Origin of the sequence: Tahibacter amnicola, from assembly GCF_025398735.1 — a bacterium.
Classification (GTDB): Bacteria; Pseudomonadota; Gammaproteobacteria; order Xanthomonadales; family Rhodanobacteraceae; genus Tahibacter; species Tahibacter amnicola.
On record NZ_CP104694.1, the window covers coordinates 1432158 to 1453298 of the forward strand.

Below are 21141 nucleotides of genomic sequence, written 5' to 3' on the forward strand. Positions count from 1 at the left end.
GATCGATCGATTGAGGGATACCCCGTGACCAAGCTCGACATTCTGCCGGACGCCTCCTTGCGCGACCGCTACCAATCTGGATTCGGCAACGAATTCGCCACCGAGGCGCTGCCCGGCGCACTGCCGGGCGGCCGCAACTCACCGCAGCGAGCGCCGTACGGGCTCTACGCCGAGCAGATCTCGGGCACGGCTTTCACCGCGCCACGCCACGCCAACCGGCGCAGCTGGCTGTATCGCATTCGTCCCGCGGCGCTGCACCGGCCGTTTGAAGTGCTGGATGGCGGCGCGTTCCACGATCGTTTCGACGAAGTGCCGCCCTCGCCGAACCAGCTGCGCTGGGACCCCCAGCCCATTCCCACCACGCCAACCGATTTCATCCAGGGCCTGTCGAGCATCGCCGGCAATGGCGGCGCGGCCGCGCAGCAGGGCATCGGCATCCATCGTTACGCCGCCAATCGTTCGATGGTGGACCGTTACTTCTACAGTGCCGACGGTGAGCTGTTGTTCGTGCCGCAGCTGGGTTCCCTGCGCCTGGCCACGGAGCTGGGCGTGCTGGACGTCCAGCCGCAGGAGATCGCGGTGATTCCGCGGGGTATCCGCTTCCGCGTGGAACTGCTGGACGATGCCGCCCGCGGTTATCTGTGCGAAAACTTCGGCGCTGCGCTGCGCCTGCCGGACCTGGGGCCGATCGGATCCAATGGCCTGGCCAATCCGCGCGATTTCCTCACGCCGGTTGCCGCCTTTGAAGACCGCGAAGGCGATTTCGAACTGATCGCGAAGTTCCAAGGGGGGCTGTGGCGGGCCGCCATCGGACATTCGCCGCTCGACGTCGTGGCGTGGCACGGCAACCATGCGCCGTACAAGTACGACCTGCGCCTGTTCAACACGATCGGGTCGATCAGCTACGACCATCCCGATCCGTCGATCTTCACGGTGCTCACCTCGCCGTCGGATACGCCAGGTACGGCAAATCTGGATTTCGTGATTTTTCCCCCACGCTGGCTGGTGGCCGAAGACACCTTCCGTCCGCCGTGGTTCCATCGCAACATCGCCAGCGAGTTCATGGGCCTGGTGCATGGCGCCTACGATGCCAAGGCCGGCGGCTTCGTGCCGGGCGGGGCGAGCCTGCACAACTGCATGAGCGGGCATGGCCCCGATGCGGCGAGCTTCGACAAGGCCACACACGCGGACGTCACGCAGCCGGATCACATCGTTGATACCATGGCCTTCATGTTCGAAACGCGTGCGGTGATCCGACCGACGCGGCAGGCGCTGATGTCGCCGCAGTTGCAGCGTGACTACGCCGACTGCTGGCAGGGCCTGAAAAAGCACTTCAATCCGGGCGCGCGTTAACGCGGCGCCAAAGGCGCGTAGCCCGGCGGACGATCGCCGCCGGGTGGGTGCCGCTGCACGCATCACAACGGAGAACTGCATGAAATTGGCAACGCTCAAGCAAGGTGGCCGCGACGGAACGCTGATCGTGGTGAGTCGTGACCTGTCGCACGCGATGGTGGCAACCGGTATTGCCATGACCCTTCAGCAGGCGCTGGAAGACTGGAGTGTCGTCGCACCACGCCTGAACGCCTTGTATGAGCAGCTCAATACTGCGGTTGAAGCGATCCATGCCGGCAGCGACGATCCGGTTCGCGTGGGCGGCACCACCGACTATGCAGCGGGGGTCTTTGCCGTCGACTTCGCGCAATTGGCCGCGCCGTTGCCGCGCGCCTACGAGTTTGTCGACGGCAGTGCCTACCTGCCGCATGTCGAACGCGTGCGGCGCGCGCGTAACGCCGAAGTGCCGGCATCGTTCTATGTCGATCCGCTGATGTACCAGGCCACCAGTGCCGGCTTCTACGGCCCCCGCGATCCGGTCATCGTGCCCAGTGAAGACTACGGCATTGACCTGGAAGCCGAAATCGTCGTCATCACCGACGATGTTCCCATGGCTGTCACGCCGGCCCAGGCTGCCGAGCACATTCAGCTGGTCGGACTGGTCAACGACGTCAGCCTGCGCAACCTGATTCCCGATGAGCTGGCCAAGGGCTTCGGCTTTTTGCAATCCAAGCCGCGCTCGGCCCTGTCCCCGGTGTTCGTCACGCCGGACGAGCTGGGCGACGCCTGGGCCGACAGCAAGCTGAGCCTGCCACTGGTGACGCACAAGAACGGCGAATGGATGGGCGCGCCGGAAGCCGGCGTCGACATGCAGTTCAATTTCGCCCAGCTGATCGCGCATGCGGCCAGGACGCGTCCACTCAGTGCCGGCACGATCGTGGGGTCGGGCACGATCGCCAATCAGGACACCTCGACCGGGGCCTCCTGCCTGGCGGAGCAGCGCGTCGTCGAGACCCTGCGGGACGGCAAGCCCAGCACCCCTTTCATGCGCTTTGGCGACGTGATCCGCATCGAGATGTTCGATCGCCAGGGGCGGTCCATCTTCGGTGCTATCGAACAGAAGATGACGCCGCTGGGCTGATCCGGCCCGGCCAGCGATGTGGGGCGTTCCGGCGCTGCCGGTGATGGCACCGGTGCTTGGCGTGCCGGTGTCGCTGCGGTAGATTTCCAACGCCGGCGCAAGCTTGCCCGGCGGCGGGTCACAGGGAGACAGGACGATGTCGGCCGAAGGCTTGCGGCTCTACAGCTACTGGCGATCCAGTGCTGCCTATCGGGTGCGTATCGCCCTCAACCTCAAGGGGCTGGCGCACGAGATCATCCCCGTGAACCTCGCCGCTGATGGTGGTGAACAGCACAGCGCCGAGTACCACGCGGTCAATCCGCAGGAGCTGGTGCCGGTACTGCGCGACGGCGGCCGCATCATCCGCCAGTCCATGGCGATCATCGAATACCTGGACGAAACCTACGACGGCGAGCTGAAGCTCCTGCCGACACCGGCGCGGGACCGGGCCCGTGTCCGTGGCCTGGCCCAGCTCATCTGCTGCGATATCCACCCGATCAACAACCTGCGCGTGCTCCAGTATCTGGAGCGCGAATTCAACACCCCGCAGGTCGAGCGGGAGCGCTGGGTGCGCCACTGGATCGCCGAAGGGTTCCGCGCGTTCGAGGCCCTGCTGACGGAAAATCCGGCCACCGGACTCTTCTGCGAAGGCGACGATCCCAGCCTGGCGGACGTCTGTCTCGTTCCACAGGTATACAACGCGCGTCGCTGGGGGCTGGATCTGGACGCCTTCCCCACCATCCAGCGCATTGATGCCGAGTGCCTGAAGCAGTCGGCGTTCGAACTGGCCCGGCCGGAAAACCAGCCGGACGCGCCAAAGAGCTGAATCACCGGCAGGGCGCCGCACTTTGCGACGGCGATCGGCCGCAGTCCGGCCGGTGGATCGTCCTGCGCGGCGCGCGGCGCCGACCCCGCGTACGGGGTCGGATTGTCGACAGTGTTCCGGCGGCTACGACAAGAATGTCAAAAAGCCGACATGTTGAAGGGGTCGTGTTCGGCGGCCGGATTGTCGCCGCCGCCTTCGGCGAGGCGGATCTTGAGCGCCAGGCCGTCGCGCGAATCGGCTTTCGCCAGCGCTTCCTCGAGCTCGACCTTGCCTTCCTTGTAGAGCCGGTACAGTGCCTGGTCGAACGTCTGCATGCCTTCCTGCAGGCTTCGATCCATCGCCTCCTTGATTTCGTGAACCTGGCCGCGGCGCATGAGGTCGCGGATGTGCGGCGTGTTGATCAGGATCTCCACCGCGGGCACGCGGCGGCCGTCCTTGCCGATGACCAGGCGCTGCGAAATCACCGCCTTGAGGTTCAGCGCCAGGTTCATCAGGATGTTCTTGTGCGCGGACTCCGGGAAGAAGTTCAGGATGCGCTCGATGGTCTGGTCGGCGTTGTTGGAGTGGAGCGTCGCCAGGCACAGGTGGCCTGTCTCGGAGAAGGCGATCGCCGCTTCCATGGTTTCCACGTCACGGATCTCGCCGATCATGATGACGTCCGGCGCTTCGCGCATCGCGTTCTTGAGCGCTTCGTGGTAGCTGTGGGTGTCAAGGCCCACTTCGCGCTGATTGACGATGGATTTCTTGTGCCGGTGCAGGTATTCGATCGGGTCTTCAATGGTGAGGATATGACCCGAGCGGCTGGCATTGCGGTGATCGATCATGGCCGCCAGCGTGGTGGACTTGCCCGAGCCCGTCGCGCCGACCACGAGGATCAGGCCACGCGGCTCCATGATGATGTCCTTGAAGATCTGCGGCAGCTTCAGGGCGTCGACCGTGGGGATCTCGCTCTTGATCGCGCGGATCACCATGCCGATTTCGCCGCGCTGCTTGAACACGTTGATGCGGAAGCGGCCGGCGTCCTTGACGGCAATGGCCATGTTCAGCTCCAGGTCGCGCTCGAACTGCGGCACCTGGCCTTCGTCCATCAGCGAATAGGCGATCTTTTTCACCATGCCGCCGGGAAGGCCGGTATTGCCCAGCGGGTAGAGTTTGCCCTCGACCTTGATGTTCACGGGAGCGCCGGTCGTCAGGAACATGTCCGACGCGCCCTTTTCGGTCATGAGCTTGAGGAAATAGCCGATATCCATGCTCGCCTCGCTGCGAGATGCGTGACGGCTTGGCGCCGTCGGTTTTCTAGGAATGCGTTTTGCCGTAGCAGGCGAATCGTCGTTGCAACGTTCATGCCCGCTTCCGACAATAGCGGCGCATACCCACCCTGTGATGCGATGGAAGTTATGACACCAACCCGAGCAAAAATCCACGTACTCGCGCTGGTTTTGACGATTCCATCCACGCTTGCGTCTGCCCGTGGACCGGCTGCGGTGACCGAGATCACACTCGCTGCGCAGGCCCTGGAAATCGCCACAGAAGCCGGTGCCGCCACATATGCGCCTTTGGAACTTCGTTACGCGGCCGAACAGTTGGAGCAGGCACGCCAGGCGCTGGGGCGCGACGACGAAAAGCAGGCCCGGCAGCTGCTGGAGGAATCGGCCGTCAATAGCGACCTGGCGCTGGCCAAGTCGCGCCTGGGCAGAACGCGCGAGGCGGTGCAGGCCAAGCTGGTGGAAGTGACGCGATTGCGTAGCGAGCTCGGGCTGCCGGCGGAGCCCGCGCAATGACGGCGACCCGGCCATACCTGGCTCGTCTTGCACGGCGCCTGTGGCGCTGCGGTGCCGTGGCCAGCGTCATCCTGGCGGTGGCCTGCGGCTCGGCGCCGCGGCGCGACCTGGAATTCGATCGCCTCCATGCCAGTCTCACCGCGCTATCCGCCGATGCGTCGCTGGGGCGTTACGCCCTGGCCGAGCGTACGCTGGCAGAGGCCGCCGTGCGCCGCCTCGACGCCAGTCACATCAATGCCGAAGACCACGCCCACCTGGCCTACCTGGCCGAGCGGCGCGTGGATGTGGCCTATATCGCGGCGCAGACCGCGCGCGAGGCCGAGCGGCTGGCCGCCCTGGAGCGCGAATACAGCCAGATGCTGCTGGAAGCCAGCCGCCGCGAGACGGCCGCCGTGCGCGCCGAGCTGGACCGGCAGCGCCGGCTCGAGCTGGAGCGCGCCGAGGAAGCCTCGCGCCAGCCGCCGCCAGCCGCGCCGTCTGCACCGGCGTCGGCCGCACCCCTGACGGCCGCATCGCCCAGTCTTGACCCCGACCTCCTGCGCCGGCTGACGACGCTGACACCGCAGTCGACGCCAGGCGGCCTCCAGTTCACGCTGGAAGATCTCGTCTTCGATCCGGGTACGGCCATCCTGCGCCCCGAGGCCGCTGCCGGCATCGGGCGGATCTACGAGCAGCTGGCGCGCTCCACAGGAGCGGTGCGCATCGAAGGCTTCACCGACGCCAGCGGCACGGCCGATGCCAACCTGCTCCTTTCCCAGCGGCGGGCAGAGGCGGTCCGCGCCGCCCTGGTGGCGCTGGGGCTGTCGCCGGGCCGCGTCTCAGTGTTCGGCCGGGGGAGGAATCGCCGGTCGCATCCAACGACGATGCCACCGGGCGTGCGCTCAACCGGCGTGTCGTGGTCACCCTCTCCGAGCCGGTCGAATAGACCATTTTGCAATCGTAACCAATTGACACAAAAGGCGATTCGCGCCTGGTTTGCGTAGGTGCCGGCATTGGAGTAGGGTCGGGGTGCAGTCGCCGTCAAGACGGGGATTGCCCAAAAAAATATGCAGACCCGCGCATCGCACACGTCCGAGGAAGCAGCCCCGCCACACACGTCGCGGCGGGCATGGACGCTTGATGCCGCCAGAGTCGCTTCACTCAGGTTCCCGCAAGTATCTCGACCACCGGCGCCAGGAAGGCGGACGGTGGCGTTTGCTTGTGTCCGATAACGCAGAGGAGAACGGCTGATGTTCGAGAATCACCAGAAATCCGAGATCGACGCACTGCTGAAGACGAATACCGAATTCCGCAGCTTGTACCAGCGCCACCAGGAACTGGACAGCAAGCTGAGGGACGCCGATCTCGGGGTTTTGCCGATGGACGACACCACGCTTCATTCGCTCAAGAAAGAAAAGCTCCGCGCCAAGGATCGCCTGGTCCTCATGTGGGAACGCAGGAACGCCGCGCACTGACGGATTCTCGCCGGACGGCCCGCCGATCGCGGGCCGTCGGGCCCTCGGTTATCATCCCGCCCCCTGAATCGAAACACGCCCGGCCCGTGCCGGGCGTGCTGGCGGGAGCCACATGACCATCCATCAAAGCGTGCTGGAACTCATCGGACGTACCCCGATGGTGAAAGCGCAGAACCTCGATACCGGTTGCTGCGAACTGTTTCTCAAGCTGGAAAGCATGAACCCGGGCGGGTCCATCAAGGACCGCATCGGCCTTTCGATGATCGAGGCCGCCGAGCGCGAAGGGCGCATCAAGCCGGGAGACACCCTGGTCGAAGGCACCGCCGGCAACACCGGCATCGGCCTGGCGCTGGTGGCGCAGCAGAAGGGCTACCGGCTGGTCCTGGTGGTTCCCGACAAGATGAGCCGCGAGAAGATCTTCAACCTCAAGGCGATGGGCGCCGAGGTGATCCTGACCCGCTCGGACGTTGCCAAGGGCCACCCCCAGTACTACCAGGACATGGCCGAGCGCCTGGCGAAAGAGACCCCCGGCGCGTACTTCATCAACCAGTTCGGCAATCCGAACAACCCGCTCGCCCACGAAACCACGACCGGCCCCGAAATCATCGAACAGATGGATGGCCGCCTCGACGCCATCGTGTTCGGCTGCGGCTCGTCCGGCACCATGACGGGGCTTTCGCGCTACTTCGCCAGCGCGGCGCCGAACGTCGAGTTCATCCTGGCCGACCCGGTCGGCTCCATCCTCACCCAGTACATCAACGAAGGTACGCTTTCGACCAAGAGCGCCTCGTGGCTGGTGGAGGGGATCGGCGAAGACTTCCTCCCGCCGATCAGCGACTTCACCCGGGTCAAGAAGGCCTACGGCATCAGCGACAAGGAGAGCTTCCTCACCGGTCGCGATGTGCTCCGGAAGGAAGGCATCCTGGTCGGCTCCTCCAGCGGCACCCTGATCGCCGCGGCGCTGCGCTATTGCCGCGAGCAGACCACGCCCAAGCGCGTGGTGGTGTTTGTCTGCGACACCGGCAACAAGTACCTGTCGAAGATGTACAACGACTACTGGATGCTCGACAACGGCTTCCTGGAGCGGGAACAGCGCGGCGACCTGCGAGACCTGATCATGCGGCCCTATTCCCAGCACGATACCGTCGTGATCGGGCCGAATGATCCGCTCACCATGGCCTACCAGCGCATGAAGTTGTACGAGATTTCGCAGTTGCCGGTCATGGATGGTGAGAAAATCGTCGGGATCGTCGACGAATCGGACGTGCTGATGCACGTGCACGCCGATGAAAGCCGTTTCCGCGATCCCGTTTCCACGGCCATGGTTTCCAAGCTGGATGTGCTCGACGTCCACGCACCGATCGAATCCCTGTTGCCGGTTTTCGACCGTGGCCACGTTGCCATCGTGATGGACGGGGAGAAATTCCTCGGGCTGATCACGCGGATCGACCTGCTGAATTATCTGCGGCGGCGCGTGCAGTGACGCCTGCCATTTCCACCTCGGAGGAACCCGTGGACACGTTTTCCCCTGTTTCGATGGAACCGCCGGTTGATTTGCGCAAGATGCGCGTGTTTCGCGCGGAGGCGTTTCCGGCATCACCCAACACGCCGTGGCTGGACCGGCCGGATTACGAAGCGCAGATCCAGGCGCGCCTTGCCAACGGCACCCTGACGGCCGAACAGGCCGAGTGGTGCCGCAAGTGGGCGCGGGACGGCTACCTGATCATTCCCGGGATGTTTTCGACGGATGAGCTGGATGGGGCGTGGTCCGAGTACGAGGCGCGCATCGCCGCAGGTGAACTCGTGCCACTCGAGGACCACGCCATCAGCGTGCAGAACCCCTTGCCCGGGCGTGTCCTCAATCCGCACTTCAAGGTTCCCGGTTTCAACGCCATCCTGCGCAACCGGCGCGCCGAAGAGATCGTCAGCGTCCTTCTCGGTGCGAAAGCGTTGCCGTTCCAGACGATCGCCGGCCACAAGGGTAGCGAACAGCTGGCGCACTCGGATTCGATCCACATGACGACCTATCCCCAGGGCTATCTCGTCGCCAACTGGATCGCGATGCAGGACATCGCGCCGGACTCGGGCCCCCTGGTCTACTACCCGGGCAGCCACCGCCTGCCGTACGCCTACTCGCGCGAATGCGGCATCACGCTGGAGGAAGGCCGCAAGGGCTACGAGGCGTACCACGCCAAGTACGAGCCGCATGTCGAAGCGACGATTCGCGACAACGCCCTGGACGCTCACTATTTCCACGCGAAAAAAGGCGATGTCCTGTTCTGGCACGCCAACCTGCTGCACGGCGGCTCGCGCATCAAGGACCCCTTGTCTTCGCGACGGGCGCTGGTCTGCCACTACTTCGCCGAAGGCTGCCTCTGCTACCACGACTACACCGGCAGTCCCAGCCACCTGGTACGCCTGCCGATGCTCGACGCCGAAGACTTCGACGCGGCGAGCTACCTGAGCTTCAACCCCGACGTGGCCGCCGCGGGCGTCGACGCGTACCAGCACTACGTCAACCACGGATACAACGAAGGACGCCGCGTGCGATGAGCAACAAGAACAACCTCGGTCTGGGTACGCGTGCCATCCATGCCGGCCAGTCGCCGGATCCGTCGACCGGCGCCGTGATGGTGCCGATCTACGCCACGTCTACCTATGCGCAGTCCAGTCCTGGCGTCCACCAGGGCTATGAGTATTCGCGTTCCCACAATCCGACCCGCTTCGCCTACGAGCGCTGCGTGGCAGACCTTGAAGGCGGTACGCGCGGCTATGCCTTCGCCTCCGGTCTGGCGGCGACATCGACGGTGCTCGACATCCTTGATTCGGGCAGCCATGTCATCTGCATGGACGATGTCTACGGCGGTACCTATCGTCTGTTCGAGCGGGTGCGCCGCCGCTCGGCCGGTCTGGATTTCAGCTTCGTCGACCTCAACGATCGCGCTGCCCTCGAAGCCGCGGTCCGGCCGGAAACGCGCCTGATCTGGATCGAAACGCCCACTAATCCACTTCTGAAAATCGTGGATATCGCGGCGATTGCGGAGTTTGCGCGCAAACGCGGCATCCTGGTCGGTGTCGACAACACCTTCGCCACGCCGATGCTGCAGCGGCCGCTGGAGCTGGGTGCGCACCTGGTCATGCACTCGGCCACCAAGTACCTCAATGGCCATTCCGACATCGTCGGCGGCATGATCGTGGTGGGGGACGATACCGAACTGGCCGACAAGATGACCTTCCTGCAGAACGCCGTGGGTGGCGTGCAGGGGCCGTTCGACAGTTTCCTGGCACTGCGTGGCCTGAAGACCTTGCACCTGCGCATGAAGGCGCATTGCGCCAGCGCGATGGAACTGGCCGGCTGGCTCGAGCGGCATCCGAAGGTCGAGAAGGTGATCTATCCGGGGCTTGAAAGCCACCCGCACCATGCGCTCGCCAAGCAGCAGATGCACGGGTTTGGCGGAATGGTCAGCGTCTACGTGAAGGGCGGCCTGGACGGCGCGCGCCGCATGATGGAGCGTTGCCATCTCTTCGCCGTCGCCGAATCCCTCGGTGGCGTCGAGAGCCTGATCAATCACCCGGCCATCATGACGCACGCCTCGGTACCGGCGGAAAACCGTGCGCGCCTGGGCATTCATGACAATCTCGTTCGCCTGTCCGTCGGCGTGGAAGACGTTGCCGACCTTCGCGCCGAACTGGACGCGGCGCTGGCCGCGGCGTGAGCGTGACGGTGCCGACGGGCGTGGTGGGCATCGCCGGATGGACCGGCCAGTGAGCCGCGGCGTTTCGGGCCTGGCGGCCATCCTGACCGAACCGTTTTCCGCGTTCGGCCGGCATCGCTCCCTGACCCTGGAACTGGCCAAGCGCGACGTGCTCGGCCGGTACCGGGGCGCGAGCTTCGGCCTGCTGTGGTCGGTGCTCAGCCCCTTCCTCATGCTGATGGTCTACACATTGGCGTTCGGGTCGATCTTCAACAGCCGCTGGCCACAGCAGGCGGAGGGTTCGGTCGACTACACGCTGATTCTCTTCGTCGGCCTGATCGTGCACGGCTTCTTCGCTGAATGCCTGTCGCGCGCGCCGAATCTGGTCGTCGGCAATCCCAGCTACGTCAAGCGCGTGGTATTTCCGCTGGAGATCCTGCCGTGGCCGATGCTGTTGTCGGCCTATTTTCATGCGCTGATGAACGGGCTGGTATTCGTGGCCCTGTATCTGGCGCGATTCGGCCCGCCGCCCTGGACGGTGGTGCTGGCGCCGCTGGTGTTGTTGCCGCTGGCGTTGCTGGGGGCGGGCGTGGGCTGGCTGTTTGCGTCGCTGGCGGTGTATCTGCGCGATATCTCGCAGGTGACGGGTGTGCTGGCCACCGCCCTGCTGTTCCTGTCGTCGGCGCTGATACCCGTGGAAACCCTGCCGCCGGAGTACCAGTTCGTATTCCGCGCCAATCCACTGACTTTCATCATCGACCAGATGCGCGCCGTTGCACTGTGGGGGCAACTGCCGGACTGGTGGGGCCTGGGCGTCTACGCCGGCGCCAGCCTGGTGTTCTGCTACGTCGCGTATAGCTGGTTCCGGACGACGCGCCCGGGGTTTGCCGATGTCCTCTGAGATCGTCATCCGCGTGGAGAATCTGTGTAAGTCGTTCGCGATCTACGAGCGGCCGCATCACCGCCTGCTGCATCAGTTCTTCCCCAACGCCGGGCGCGCCTGGCACCGTGATTTCCACGCGCTGCGCGACGTGCACTTCGATATTTACCGCGGCGAGACAGTAGCCATCGTCGGCCGGAACGGGTCGGGAAAATCGACCCTGCTGCAGATCATCTGCGGCACGCTCACGCCCACCAGCGGCCGTGCCGACGTGCGTGGCCGCGTCGCGGCGCTGCTCGAGCTGGGGGCCGGCTTCAATCCGGATTTCACCGGTCGCGAGAACGTCTACCTCAACGGCACCGTGCTCGGACTGACGCGCGCGGAGATCGAGCAGCGGTTCGACGAGATCGCCGCGTTCGCCGATATCGGCGAATTCATCGACCAGCCGGTGAAGAGCTATTCCAGTGGCATGTTCGTACGCCTGGCGTTCGCCGTGGCGATCAACGTGTCGCCGGACGTCCTGGTCATCGATGAAGCCCTCGCTGTCGGCGACGAGGCCTTCCAGCGCAAGTGCTTCGCGCGGCTGCAACAGATGCGCGACCACGGCACGACCATTCTTTTCGTCTCCCATTCCGCGGGCGCGGTGATCGAGCTGTGCGACCGGGCGATACTGCTCGACCGCGGCGAGCAGCTGGCGCTGGGTTCGCCGCGATTCGTCGTCTCGCGGTACCACAAGCTGCTGTACGCGCCGCCGGAAACCGCGGACGCGCTTCGCGCCAGTATCCGCCAGGAAGTGCAGGGCAGCGAGCCGGCGCAGCAGGCTGCGCGCGCCGCTGCGGGTGAGGCGGACGAGCGCGAAGGCGATTTCGACCCCGCGCTGGTGCCGCAGAGCACGCTGCGCTACGAGCCGCGCGGCGCACAGATCACCGACGTGCACATCCTGACGCTGTCGGGCCGCCCGGTGAATGTGCTGCGTTGCGGGCAGAAGTATGTCTACGCCTACCGGGTGCAATTCGACGCGGACGCCTATCGCGTGCGCTGCGGCATGCTGATCAAGAACATCGCCGGGCTCGAGCTGGCCGGGGCGATCACGGCGAACTGGGACGATGCGGTAGAGAGCGTCCGCGCGGGCGAATCGCTGGAAGTCCGCTTCGAATTTCGCTGCCTGCTGATACCGTCGACGTACTTCCTGAACGCCGGAGTGCAGGCCCAGGTCGACGGCACCGAAACGTATCTGGACCGGCACGTCGACGTAGCGATGTTCCGCGTGATGCCGGAGGCCGGTCGCCTCGCGACCGCCTGGGTGGACCTGGATGTCAGGCCGGAGTTGCGTCGGATCGGGGCGACGTCGACATCCGGCGAGGAAGTACGCATCAATCGCTGAAGGCGGACGGTGTGCCAGTGACGGCAGCGCGTCCTGCCGGCGAGGGAGAGCTGGACGAGTGGATCCGGCATTGGGGCTAGTGACGATGAGCAAACTCTATCTACGTCGCCGTGGCGACCAGTACAGCGAACACGGCGCGATTCAAGCCGATTCGCCGGCGTCTTCCGAAACCGGCTGGACCCGGTTCCGCCTGTCTGCCGATGACGGGCTGGAAACCGTGCGCTTTGATCCCAGCGCACAGGCCGGGATCTATCGCCTGCGCGGCATGCGCTGGCTGGATGCGGCCACCGGTGCGGAGTTGCTTCGCTACAGCGCGCAGACCTTGCGCGACGAGGCGACCGGCGTCGGCGGCGTGCGCCTGCCGGGCGAAAGCCCTGACGCCCTGGAGTTCTGGACCTTCGACGATGACCCGTACATCGAAGTGCCCTGGCCGCGGGCACTCGACGGGCAGATGCGCTCGATCAGCCTGGAAGTCGAATGGAATTGCGATCCCATGTCCACGGCCGATGCCGCGGCGATCGCGATGGACCTGCTGGGCGACGACGAGGCGGCGCTGCTCGCTTCGGTCGCGAAAGGTGACGGTGCCGCCGGGAACGGTGTACTCGACTTGCCGTCTCTTGCGGCCAGCCAGCGGATCGTGTTCCAGCGCTTGGCCGAGTGGGAAACCCGCCACGTGGCGCAGGCGCGTCTCCACGAGGCGGCGGTCACGCAGCTGCGCGAGCATATCGACGGACTGCACTCGCGTGCCCTTGAAGAACGGTTGCGCCTGGTGCGTGCCGGCGAGGCGGCGCGTGTGGAAACCGGCATCGAATTGCAGCAGTTGACCGCGCGGGTCGATACCACGCACGCCGCGCTTTCCGCACAGCTGGCGGAGGTGGTGCAACGCCTGGACCAGGCGCTGCAGCAGCACGCGGCACGCGAGCAGGTGCTGGAGGCAGCGCTGCGGCGACAGTCGGAACAGCTCGACGAGCTGCTCCTGCCGCCTTCCTTTCGCGTCCGGCGTGCACTGAAGGCGATGCCGTCGGCGCTGCGCCGCATCGGTGCGCGAACCGTGCGCCGTCTGCGCGGCTGGACCGATTTCATCCGCATCCGGACGTTCATGCTGTCGCCACTGGGGGATGTCGAACCGATCGCCGACGCGCCGGTCGGAACCGCCTGGCGTTCCACGGGCGACGATCCGCGGTTCGCCCTCGTGCCGCAACAGACGGGCAGCCCGAGCGCCGGCTGGTACGTGCTGCGCCTGGCCCTGAAGCCGCGCGAAGGCTACGCCTTCGTCGAGCCGTCGCTGTATGTGGATTACGGCGTTGGCATGACCGAGGCCGGCAAGGTGACCTTCCGGCTCGATCCGGACAAGCCGACGCAGGACGTGCTGATCAAGCTGGCCGGCGATGCGCGTGCAATCCGTTTCGACCCCTCGACGCAGCCCTGCAGTTTCGACGCGACGGCGTTCTCGCTACGCAAGATGACGCGGCCCGAGGCGGCATTGCGCCTGGTCGGGCCGGTGCTGCGCGAACTGGTCCGTTCGCCGCGCCACCTGGCGATGGCGTTTCGCGATGCACTCAAGGCACTGCGCGCCGGTGGCGTCGCGGAAGTGGAAAGCCGCCTGCGCGCGCTGCACGAATCGCGTTCGCGCGATGCCAGCTATGCCTGCTGGGTGGCGCGCTTCGATACGCTCAGCCGCGAAGACCTTGCGCGCATGGCCGGCCAGCTGGAGAGCCTGGCGACCAGGCCGACGTTCTCGCTCATCGTACCGGTCTACAACACGCCGGCGCGCTGGCTGCATCGCTGCATCGACAGTGTGCTGGAGCAGACGTATCCCAACTGGGAGCTGTGCATTGCCGACGACGCCTCGACGCAGGCCCATGTGCGGCAGATCCTCGACGAATACGCCGCCCGCGACGCGCGGATTCGCGTGGTCTACCGCGAGCGCAACGGGCACATTTCCGCGGCCAGCAATTCGGCACTGGAACTGGCCACCGGCCGCTATGTCGCGCTGCTGGATCACGATGACGAGTTGCCGGCGCACGCGCTGTTCCTGGTGGCCGAACGCCTGCAGCGCGAGCCGGACCTGAAGCTGATCTACAGCGACGAGGACAAGATCGACGAAAGCGGGCGTCGCTACGATCCCTATTTCAAGCCGGACTGGAATCCGGATCTGTTCCACAGCCAGAATTTCGTGTGTCACCTGGGCGTCTACGACACCCAGCTCGTGCGCAGCGTGGGCGGTTTCCGCGTCGGGTACGAGGGCAGCCAGGACTACGACCTCGCCCTGCGCTGCGTGGAGAAGCTCGAACCCGGGCAGATCGGGCACATTCCGCACATCCTGTACCACTGGCGTTCGGTCGCCGGTTCCACGGCGCTGGCAGCGGGTGAGAAGTCGTATACCAACGATGCGTCACAGCGCGCACTGCAGGATCACTTCGCCCGCCAGAAGCAGGCGGTGCTCGTCGAGCGCACGGCGCAGGGCTATTTCCGGTGCCGCTATGCCTTGCCGGAAACATTGCCGACGGTCACCCTGATCATCCCCACGCGCGACCGGGTGGACCTGCTGCGCATGTCGGTGCAGAGCCTGCTCGAACGCACCGACTATCCGGCGCTGGATATTCTCATCGTCGATAACCAGTCGTGCGAGGCGAGGACGCTGGCGTACTTCGAAGAGCTGAAGAACGAGCCGCGTGTCAAAGTGCTGCGCTACGACGAGCCGTTCAATTTTTCCGCGATCAACAATTTCGCGGCAAAGCAGGCGACGGGCGAGGTCATCGGACTGGTCAACAACGACATCGAAGTGATTCACGCGGACTGGCTGCGCGAGATGGTGTCGCACGCCATCCGGCCGGAAGTGGGTGGCGTCGGCGCCAAGCTGTACTACCCCGACGGGCGCATCCAGCATGCCGGCGTCGTGGTGGGTTTCGGTGGCGTGGCGGGGCATTCGTATCAACGCATGGCGCGGGATTATCCGGGCCAGATGAATCGCGCCAATCTCGTGCAGGCGATGTCGAGCGTCACGGCGGCCTGCCTGCTGCTGCGCCGCGAGGTCTTCGAGGCCGTCGACGGGCTGGACGCTGGATTGCAGGTGGCCTTCAACGACATCGACTTCTGCCTGCGCATTCTCGACCAGGGCCTGCGCATCGTGTGGACGCCGTTCGCCGAGCTGTACCACCACGAGTCAGCCTCCCGTGGCTACGAGGATTCACCGGAGAAACTGGCCCGATTCCACCGCGAGATCCGCTTCATGCAGGAACGCTACGGTGAGCGCCTGACGCAGGATCCGGCCTACAATCCCAATCTCGCCCTGGAAGGCGAGCCGTTCGAACTGGCGTGGCCGCCACGGGCGGTGTATTCGTTCCGTGCCGGGGAGGCAAACTGATCCATGCAGGTTTTCGTCTGCGGCATGCACCGGTCCGGCACGTCCATGGTGGCGCGCCTGCTGAACCTCATGGGCATGTACTTCGGACCGGAAGGGTCTGCACTGCCGGTCAATCGCGAGAATCCGAAGGGGTTCTGGGAGCGCCGCGACATCGTCGAACTCAATGACCGGCTCCTGGCGGCTACCGGCTCCACCTGGTTCGACATCCATCGCTTCCTTGGCCGCAGCGCGGATTGGCAGCCGCCGCCGCCGCTCCGCGAAGCGGTGCATGCCAAGGTGCTCGACATCGACGCCTACCGCCCCTGGTTCCTCAAGGACCCGCGCCTGTGCCTGACGCTCGACTACTGGCGCGAGTGGTGCGAGCGGCCGGTGGCGGTCATCTGCTCGCGTGATCCGCGTGCGATCGTCGCGTCGCTGGCCAAGCGCAGCGAGATCACGGGCCTGACGTTCACTACCGACGAAGCCGTTGCGCTCTGGCTCGCCTATAACGCAGAACTGATGCGGGCCAGCGAAGGCATGCCGCGGATCTTCGTGCGTTACGAAGACTTCCTGGCGCAGCCGCAGCAGCAGTGTCGACAGTTGTACGAGGCGCTGGTGCAGGCCGGCGTCCGCGGCTTGCACATGCCCGATGACCACGATATCGCGGCCTTCGTCGACCCGAGCTTGCACCGCAGTGCTTCGGCCCGCGCGATCGAAGGTCCACTGGCGCAGATCGCCGCCGCGCTGGATGCGACGCTGTCGCAACGGACCGGCGGCGAGTCGGCCGTCGTGTCCGCGCAGGCAGCGGCGGAACATCTGGCAGGATTGCACGAGCGGCTGGAGCAGGCGCGACGCCACCGCAAAGTACTGGCTGCGCTCAGCGGGAGAATACCGGAAATTGAGGCAAACGTGGCGGCGGCTGATGGCACGGTGTCGTTGGACGAGCCTTGGACCCTCCATCGCTTGCGCCACCTGCGACGCCCGGAATCCTGAGATGCCCTTAAGGATGGCACGGCGGCAACGTAGCGGCCGTGCCGGCGCTTCCTACTGGAATCCGTTGCGGAAGATCAGGTCGGTGAACTGCAGTAGCACCGGGCCAGTGGAATACTGGACCACTGGATTGGCGCCATCGGTGATGACAAATCCGACGTAGTAGCGGCCGTTCGGTATTGATCCGTTGGTGGTGAACATGTGCTGCCCCGCACCCAGCGTTCCGGCTGGCGTTGCGATCGCAATCTCGCCGCCGTTGGCATAGACGCGATCGGTGTCAAGGAAGATGGTCAGCGACGTGGAGGCATTGTCCGCATCGCTGGCGTTCCAGGTGATGTTGTAGCTGGGGCCCGCCAATGCCCACGGCGACAGAACAATGGACTCGATGCGCACATCGTGGCAGTTCGCCGGGCTGGGTGACGAAATGCACTCGTTCGAAACCGGATATTCGTGCGGATCCAGCCGGAAATAGACAAAGGATCCCGCCCACGGCATCGGCGCCCCCGGTTCGACCGGAATGACTGACATATCTTCGATGCAATACTCGGTCATTCCGGCAGAGAGGAAGATGTCCTTGGATATCGACATGTTTGCCGTGGAATTTCCCCAAAACAGGCGGACGAGCGAGTTTGGCGCGCTTGGACTGGGGCCAAGCACGTCGAGGGTGAAGCAGGCAGATTTGTAATAGTCCGCATTCACCGGATGTCCGGTTGTCTGCAGCACTATTCCCGGATCACCACTGGTGGGGCGTCCATAAAAGGTCCCGGTCGGGTTGGTGTAGCTGATGTTGGTCAGCGAGCCGGTCAGCAGGACGTCAGCCGCATCCATTGGGCCCCACGGGTTACCCAGCTCCACCTGTGCGTAGTTACGCGTCTGTTCACCGCGGGCAGTAGGCGCAGTAATGGTGATCGCCGGTGGCGCATTGATATGGACCGTGCCTGGGCTGAGCGAGGTCGCACCGTTGCGGCTGACTTCGATGCGGTAGTCGCCCGGCGCAAGCACCGAAAGGTCCGCCGAATAGGATGTCCCGGAGACACCAGTACCCAGGATGTGGCGGGCGTTGTCGCCGTCGATGGCGGTCACCGTGTAGCTGCCCGAAACCGTATCGGACCACATCACCGTATAGCGCTGGCCGCTGGTGGGTGCCGAGGTCATGCGAATCCAGTCAATTTCCACCTTGACGTTAGTGTTGACTGTCGGGTCCAGGCGCAGTCCGCCCACGGTCGGAAATCCGGTCCAGGTATACGTCGATGCAGGATGGACCTGCGTCGCCATGTCAACCGACAGGATTGTCCAGGCATTTGGCGATATGTGGAAAAAATTGGAAAAGCCGATCGTGCCAGCAAGGAACGATCCGTCGTTTTCGAGAAAGAAGTATTGCAACGGCTGCAGCCCGCTCAGCGGTGGCCCGCTGTTGGCGGTCATGCGGATCTTGAGCGTGGCGTAGCGATAGACACCGGTCGCGATGGGATGCCGTTTACCACGCGAGAGGTTGACCGTCCCGTCCGTGCCCGGGTGGTGGATATACGTGCCAGGGTCGGCATTCGTGGTGACCGCGGAGTAGATGCCGCTGTTGAACAGCTGCGACTGCAGACCGCCGGAATCGTATGTGGAGAGGTCACCCACGTGACTCATGTCCCAGGCGTCGCCGAGGACCTGGGTTGCGAAGTCGTCGCCCGCGGCCACGAGATCGTTGACGCCGTCGGGCTGGGTCACGTTGAGTGCGGATGCGGTGGTGGCGCCGATCAGCAATCCGGCGCAGAACAGGGCAGTGGCTAACGGTTTCATAGTGCTCCAGCCTGATACGGCCTTGCTGAAAACGGACTTGCGGAAAATACTAACGCTGCGGATGACGCCGGACCGTGAATCAATGCGTCGCCGGCGGGGCTGACGGGGCCTGCGGGGCCGAGATCCGCAAGTTCCGGACGTAAGCCCAGTCGCACGTCGGGCTCGCACCGGGCTGGACGGTGAGCGACAGCGTCCCCGCCTGGGGCAGCACAATATCCGCGCGCAGCGGATGGGGGCCTTTGAGCGCCGGATCGGCGAATGGATTGTGCGGCTGCCGGACGGATGAGCCTGGCGATCCGGTCGATGCCGCCACCTCGAAAACGACGCCGTCACTGCCGGTACAGCCCGCTGCACTCAGCGCTTCGTTTCGGATACCGATCTCCGCATCCAGGTGGTAGCGGCCCGCGTCGAGTTCAAATGCCAGTCGGCCCGGACTGTGAACAAACAAGGCTGGCCTGCCGTCTTCCACGATCACGGCGGTTTGACCGTTGCTTATCGCTGGGCGCCGGTCGAAACCGGGAAAGAGGCTGGCAATGACTGCCGCGGAAACAATGGTGTTGGACGTTGGCAGCGCCATTGCCGCGGTGGCATAGCTGAAGTCGTGCTGGTACAGCGCACTCAGGACATCAGACTGGGGTATCAGGCGAAAACGCCGGACGCGAGGTAGCGGATCGCCGATGAACAAGCGAGCGTAGTCGTCCAGCGAATTGACGAAGGGATCCAGCAGAAAACCCGCCTCGGCCGCCGTGCGGACAATCCGAAAAGTGTGCGTCTCGCTGTTGTCCAGCTGGACCTCCAGCCGCCAGGAGGGCTCACGCACCAGGAAGGCGAATGCGCGTCCGAGCGCGCTGGGACGGGCACGTAGCGACAATACGGTTCCGCTTTCGGCAGCCGGTACGTCGACCCACGTCCCCAGCGTCGACGAACGGAAACTCACGGCGTCGATGGCGGCGAACGCGGGTATGTCGCCAGCCGTGCGCTTCAGCAGCAGATAGCCCCCTTCCACATGAGCGGGCTGGTAGCCACGCAGTAGTGCAAGGAAGGTCAATGGATCCTCGCTGGTCGGGTAGTGTGTATCGATCTGCGAGAAGGGCAGCAGGACGAACTGCGGGGCCATCGGACCGGTGAAGTGTGCTTCGTTGACGCGCGCCAGCACGGGGGAATAGGCGGCGTAACTTTGGAAGATCGGGCGCGGCCGATAGTTCAGCCGGTTGAGCAGCAACACGCCCTGCTGCCAGCCAACAAGGTCGATGGTCGAGGTGCCCACAACCTGGCGTGTCTGAGGTAGGTCGAGGCGCTTCCGGTCAGCCTCCAGTGACTGCTCGAAGTTCTGCACGGTGGGAGCGAGGTTGCGCAACTGCCGGGCGACCGAGCGAACGTGTGCCGGCGCAATGTCGACGAGCTGGCGCGGCGTCAGGATGCCGGTCGGATTCCACGCCGTTACCAGCATCGGAACGCCCGCCAGCGCCAGTACGGCGCATACCGCGTACAAGGCGGCGGAGCGCTGCTTCGGAAACGCGGCGATCGCCACCGCCAGGCCGCTGACCACGCAGGAGAAGGCCATCGTGTGGCCGTCGGCGCGCGTGTAACCGGCGCGCCAGGCCAGGAAGGTCGCAGCGCCGAAGAACAGCACCGTGATCGCGGCCGACAGCGAGGTGCGGCTGCGCCACAGCTGCATCAGCAGCAGGACACCGATCGTGCCGAGCAGGGCCAGGCCGTAAACCTCGGTGAGCAGGGGCGCAAACGCACTCATCGCGTGCCCGTATTCGGCCGAGATGTTGAAACTCAACTGCAGATGGCGCGGCAGGTCGGACAAGGTCTGCCCGGCCACCAGCCAGACTGCCAGCGTGGCCAATGGAAAGCCGGCGAGCGACAGGCCGGCGAGGCCGACACGGCGACGCACGGCCAGCATCAGGGTGGCTCCGGCCCACCACAGCAGCGCCAGTGGGAACAGGCTCACCTTGATGGCGGTGGTGATCGCGGCATAGACCGCCGTGGCGACGATGAGCGAGCCCAGTCGCACCGGTGATGCCGCTGTTTCGCACAGGCGTTGCGTCGTGAACAATGAATAGGAAAAGATGATGATCCAGAGGGGATCGGCGCACAGGACGACGATCTGCAGGTAGGCCACCACCACCAGCAGCAATCGCTCCGCCCAGTTGAGCAGGCCGAAGAACTGCGCGGCGACAAAGGCGCCGAGCAGGCCGACAATCACCTGGCCTGCCACGAACTCGCCGTAGGCGGCAGGAAAGTAGCTGGCGATCGGATGCAGGAATCCAAGCGGGCCGTAGGTGAAGACGATGTCCTGCCCCCAGCGCAGCTTGTTCTCGAAGGCCCAGGCCAGGACCACCGTCCAGGAAGGATCCAGGCCGTCGCCCGCCGATGGCGCGCCCAGTCGCGTTGTCAGCAGGAAGAATCCCGCAGCGAATACCACGATAAAGGCGCGATCGAGCAGCGTCGCGGCCAGGGAGGGCTTGCGTACGCCCATAGGGCGCGGCGGTTCGAATTGGGATTTATGCACAATACGATTCCTTGCTTGCCGTTG

Annotated in this window: 16 protein-coding genes; 13 read left to right on the forward strand and 3 right to left on the reverse strand. The window is 64.9% G+C overall.

Going from position 1 to position 21141, the window contains the following annotated elements; all coding sequences use genetic code 11:
- The first annotated feature begins 24 nt into the window (after positions 1-24).
- The 3 genes from hmgA to maiA all read left to right on the forward strand — a co-directional run bounded on the left by hmgA (position 25) and on the right by maiA (position 3278).
- Positions 25-1353: a homogentisate 1,2-dioxygenase gene (gene hmgA, locus N4264_RS06015; RefSeq protein WP_261696160.1), complete on the forward strand. Its 1329-nt coding sequence runs from the start codon at positions 25-27 to the stop codon at positions 1351-1353.
- A 79-nt stretch (positions 1354-1432) separates the two neighbouring features.
- Positions 1433-2473: a fumarylacetoacetate hydrolase family protein gene (locus N4264_RS06020; protein ID WP_261696161.1), complete on the forward strand. Its 1041-nt coding sequence runs from the start codon at positions 1433-1435 to the stop codon at positions 2471-2473.
- Positions 2474-2609: 136 nt separating this feature from the next.
- Positions 2610-3278 carry a maleylacetoacetate isomerase gene (maiA, locus tag N4264_RS06025; RefSeq protein WP_261696162.1) on the forward strand — a complete coding sequence of 223 codons (669 nt, stop codon included), beginning with the start codon at positions 2610-2612 and terminating at the stop codon, positions 3276-3278.
- Between the two features lie 137 nt (positions 3279-3415).
- On the opposite strand, the gene N4264_RS06030 is transcribed toward maiA, so the two are convergent.
- Positions 3416-4528 (reverse strand): PilT/PilU family type 4a pilus ATPase, encoded by a 1113-nt coding sequence (locus N4264_RS06030; protein ID WP_261697581.1) that lies wholly within the window; start codon positions 4526-4528, stop codon positions 3416-3418.
- A gap of 234 nt (positions 4529-4762) precedes the next feature.
- Here N4264_RS06030 and N4264_RS06035 point away from each other — a divergent pair, with 234 nt between their 5' ends.
- The 10 genes from N4264_RS06035 (at position 4763) to N4264_RS06080 (ending at position 16811) form a co-directional block, all read left to right on the forward strand.
- Complete coding sequence (locus N4264_RS06035) at positions 4763-5059, forward strand: DUF4398 domain-containing protein (RefSeq protein ID WP_261696163.1); 297 nt, start codon at positions 4763-4765, stop codon at positions 5057-5059.
- Positions 5056-6042, forward strand: a complete 987-nt coding sequence (locus tag N4264_RS06040; protein WP_261696164.1) for an OmpA family protein — start codon at positions 5056-5058, stop codon at positions 6040-6042. Before N4264_RS06035 ends, N4264_RS06040 begins: the two co-directional genes overlap by 4 nt.
- A gap of 246 nt (positions 6043-6288) precedes the next feature.
- On the forward strand, positions 6289-6513 hold the full coding sequence (locus N4264_RS06045; RefSeq protein WP_261696165.1) for an HP1242/YdcH family protein: 225 nt from the start codon (positions 6289-6291) through the stop codon (positions 6511-6513).
- 112 nt (positions 6514-6625) lie between these two features.
- Positions 6626-7996, forward strand: coding sequence for a pyridoxal-phosphate dependent enzyme (locus N4264_RS06050; protein WP_261696166.1), 1371 nt, complete (start codon positions 6626-6628; stop codon positions 7994-7996).
- A gap of 29 nt (positions 7997-8025) precedes the next feature.
- A complete protein-coding gene (locus N4264_RS06055) occupies positions 8026-9066 on the forward strand; it encodes a phytanoyl-CoA dioxygenase family protein (protein ID WP_261696167.1) in 1041 nt (346 codons plus the stop codon).
- Entirely contained in the window at positions 9063-10229 is a 1167-nt protein-coding gene (locus tag N4264_RS06060; protein ID WP_261696168.1) for a cystathionine gamma-synthase, read from the forward strand. The genes N4264_RS06055 and N4264_RS06060 overlap by 4 nt, the downstream gene beginning before the upstream one ends.
- 49 nt (positions 10230-10278) lie before the next feature.
- Positions 10279-11109: an ABC transporter permease gene (locus N4264_RS06065; RefSeq protein WP_261696169.1), complete on the forward strand. Its 831-nt coding sequence runs from the start codon at positions 10279-10281 to the stop codon at positions 11107-11109.
- Complete coding sequence (locus N4264_RS06070; protein WP_261696170.1) at positions 11099-12472, forward strand: ABC transporter ATP-binding protein; 1374 nt, start codon at positions 11099-11101, stop codon at positions 12470-12472. The genes N4264_RS06065 and N4264_RS06070 overlap by 11 nt, the downstream gene beginning before the upstream one ends.
- An 85-nt stretch (positions 12473-12557) precedes the next feature.
- A complete protein-coding gene (locus N4264_RS06075) occupies positions 12558-15839 on the forward strand; it encodes a glycosyltransferase family 2 protein (protein WP_261696171.1) in 3282 nt (1093 codons plus the stop codon).
- A 3-nt stretch (positions 15840-15842) separates the two neighbouring features.
- Complete coding sequence (locus tag N4264_RS06080; protein WP_261696172.1) at positions 15843-16811, forward strand: sulfotransferase family protein; 969 nt, start codon at positions 15843-15845, stop codon at positions 16809-16811.
- 51 nt (positions 16812-16862) lie between these two features.
- On the opposite strand, the gene N4264_RS06085 is transcribed toward N4264_RS06080, so the two are convergent.
- Together N4264_RS06085 and N4264_RS06090 are read right to left on the reverse strand one after the other, a co-directional pair.
- Complete coding sequence (locus tag N4264_RS06085) at positions 16863-18596, reverse strand: hypothetical protein (protein WP_261696173.1); 1734 nt, start codon at positions 18594-18596, stop codon at positions 16863-16865.
- Positions 18597-18675: 79 nt separating this feature from the next.
- Positions 18676-21117, reverse strand: a complete 2442-nt coding sequence (locus tag N4264_RS06090; protein WP_261696174.1) for a hypothetical protein — start codon at positions 21115-21117, stop codon at positions 18676-18678.
- Positions 21118-21141: the final 24 nt, after the last annotated feature.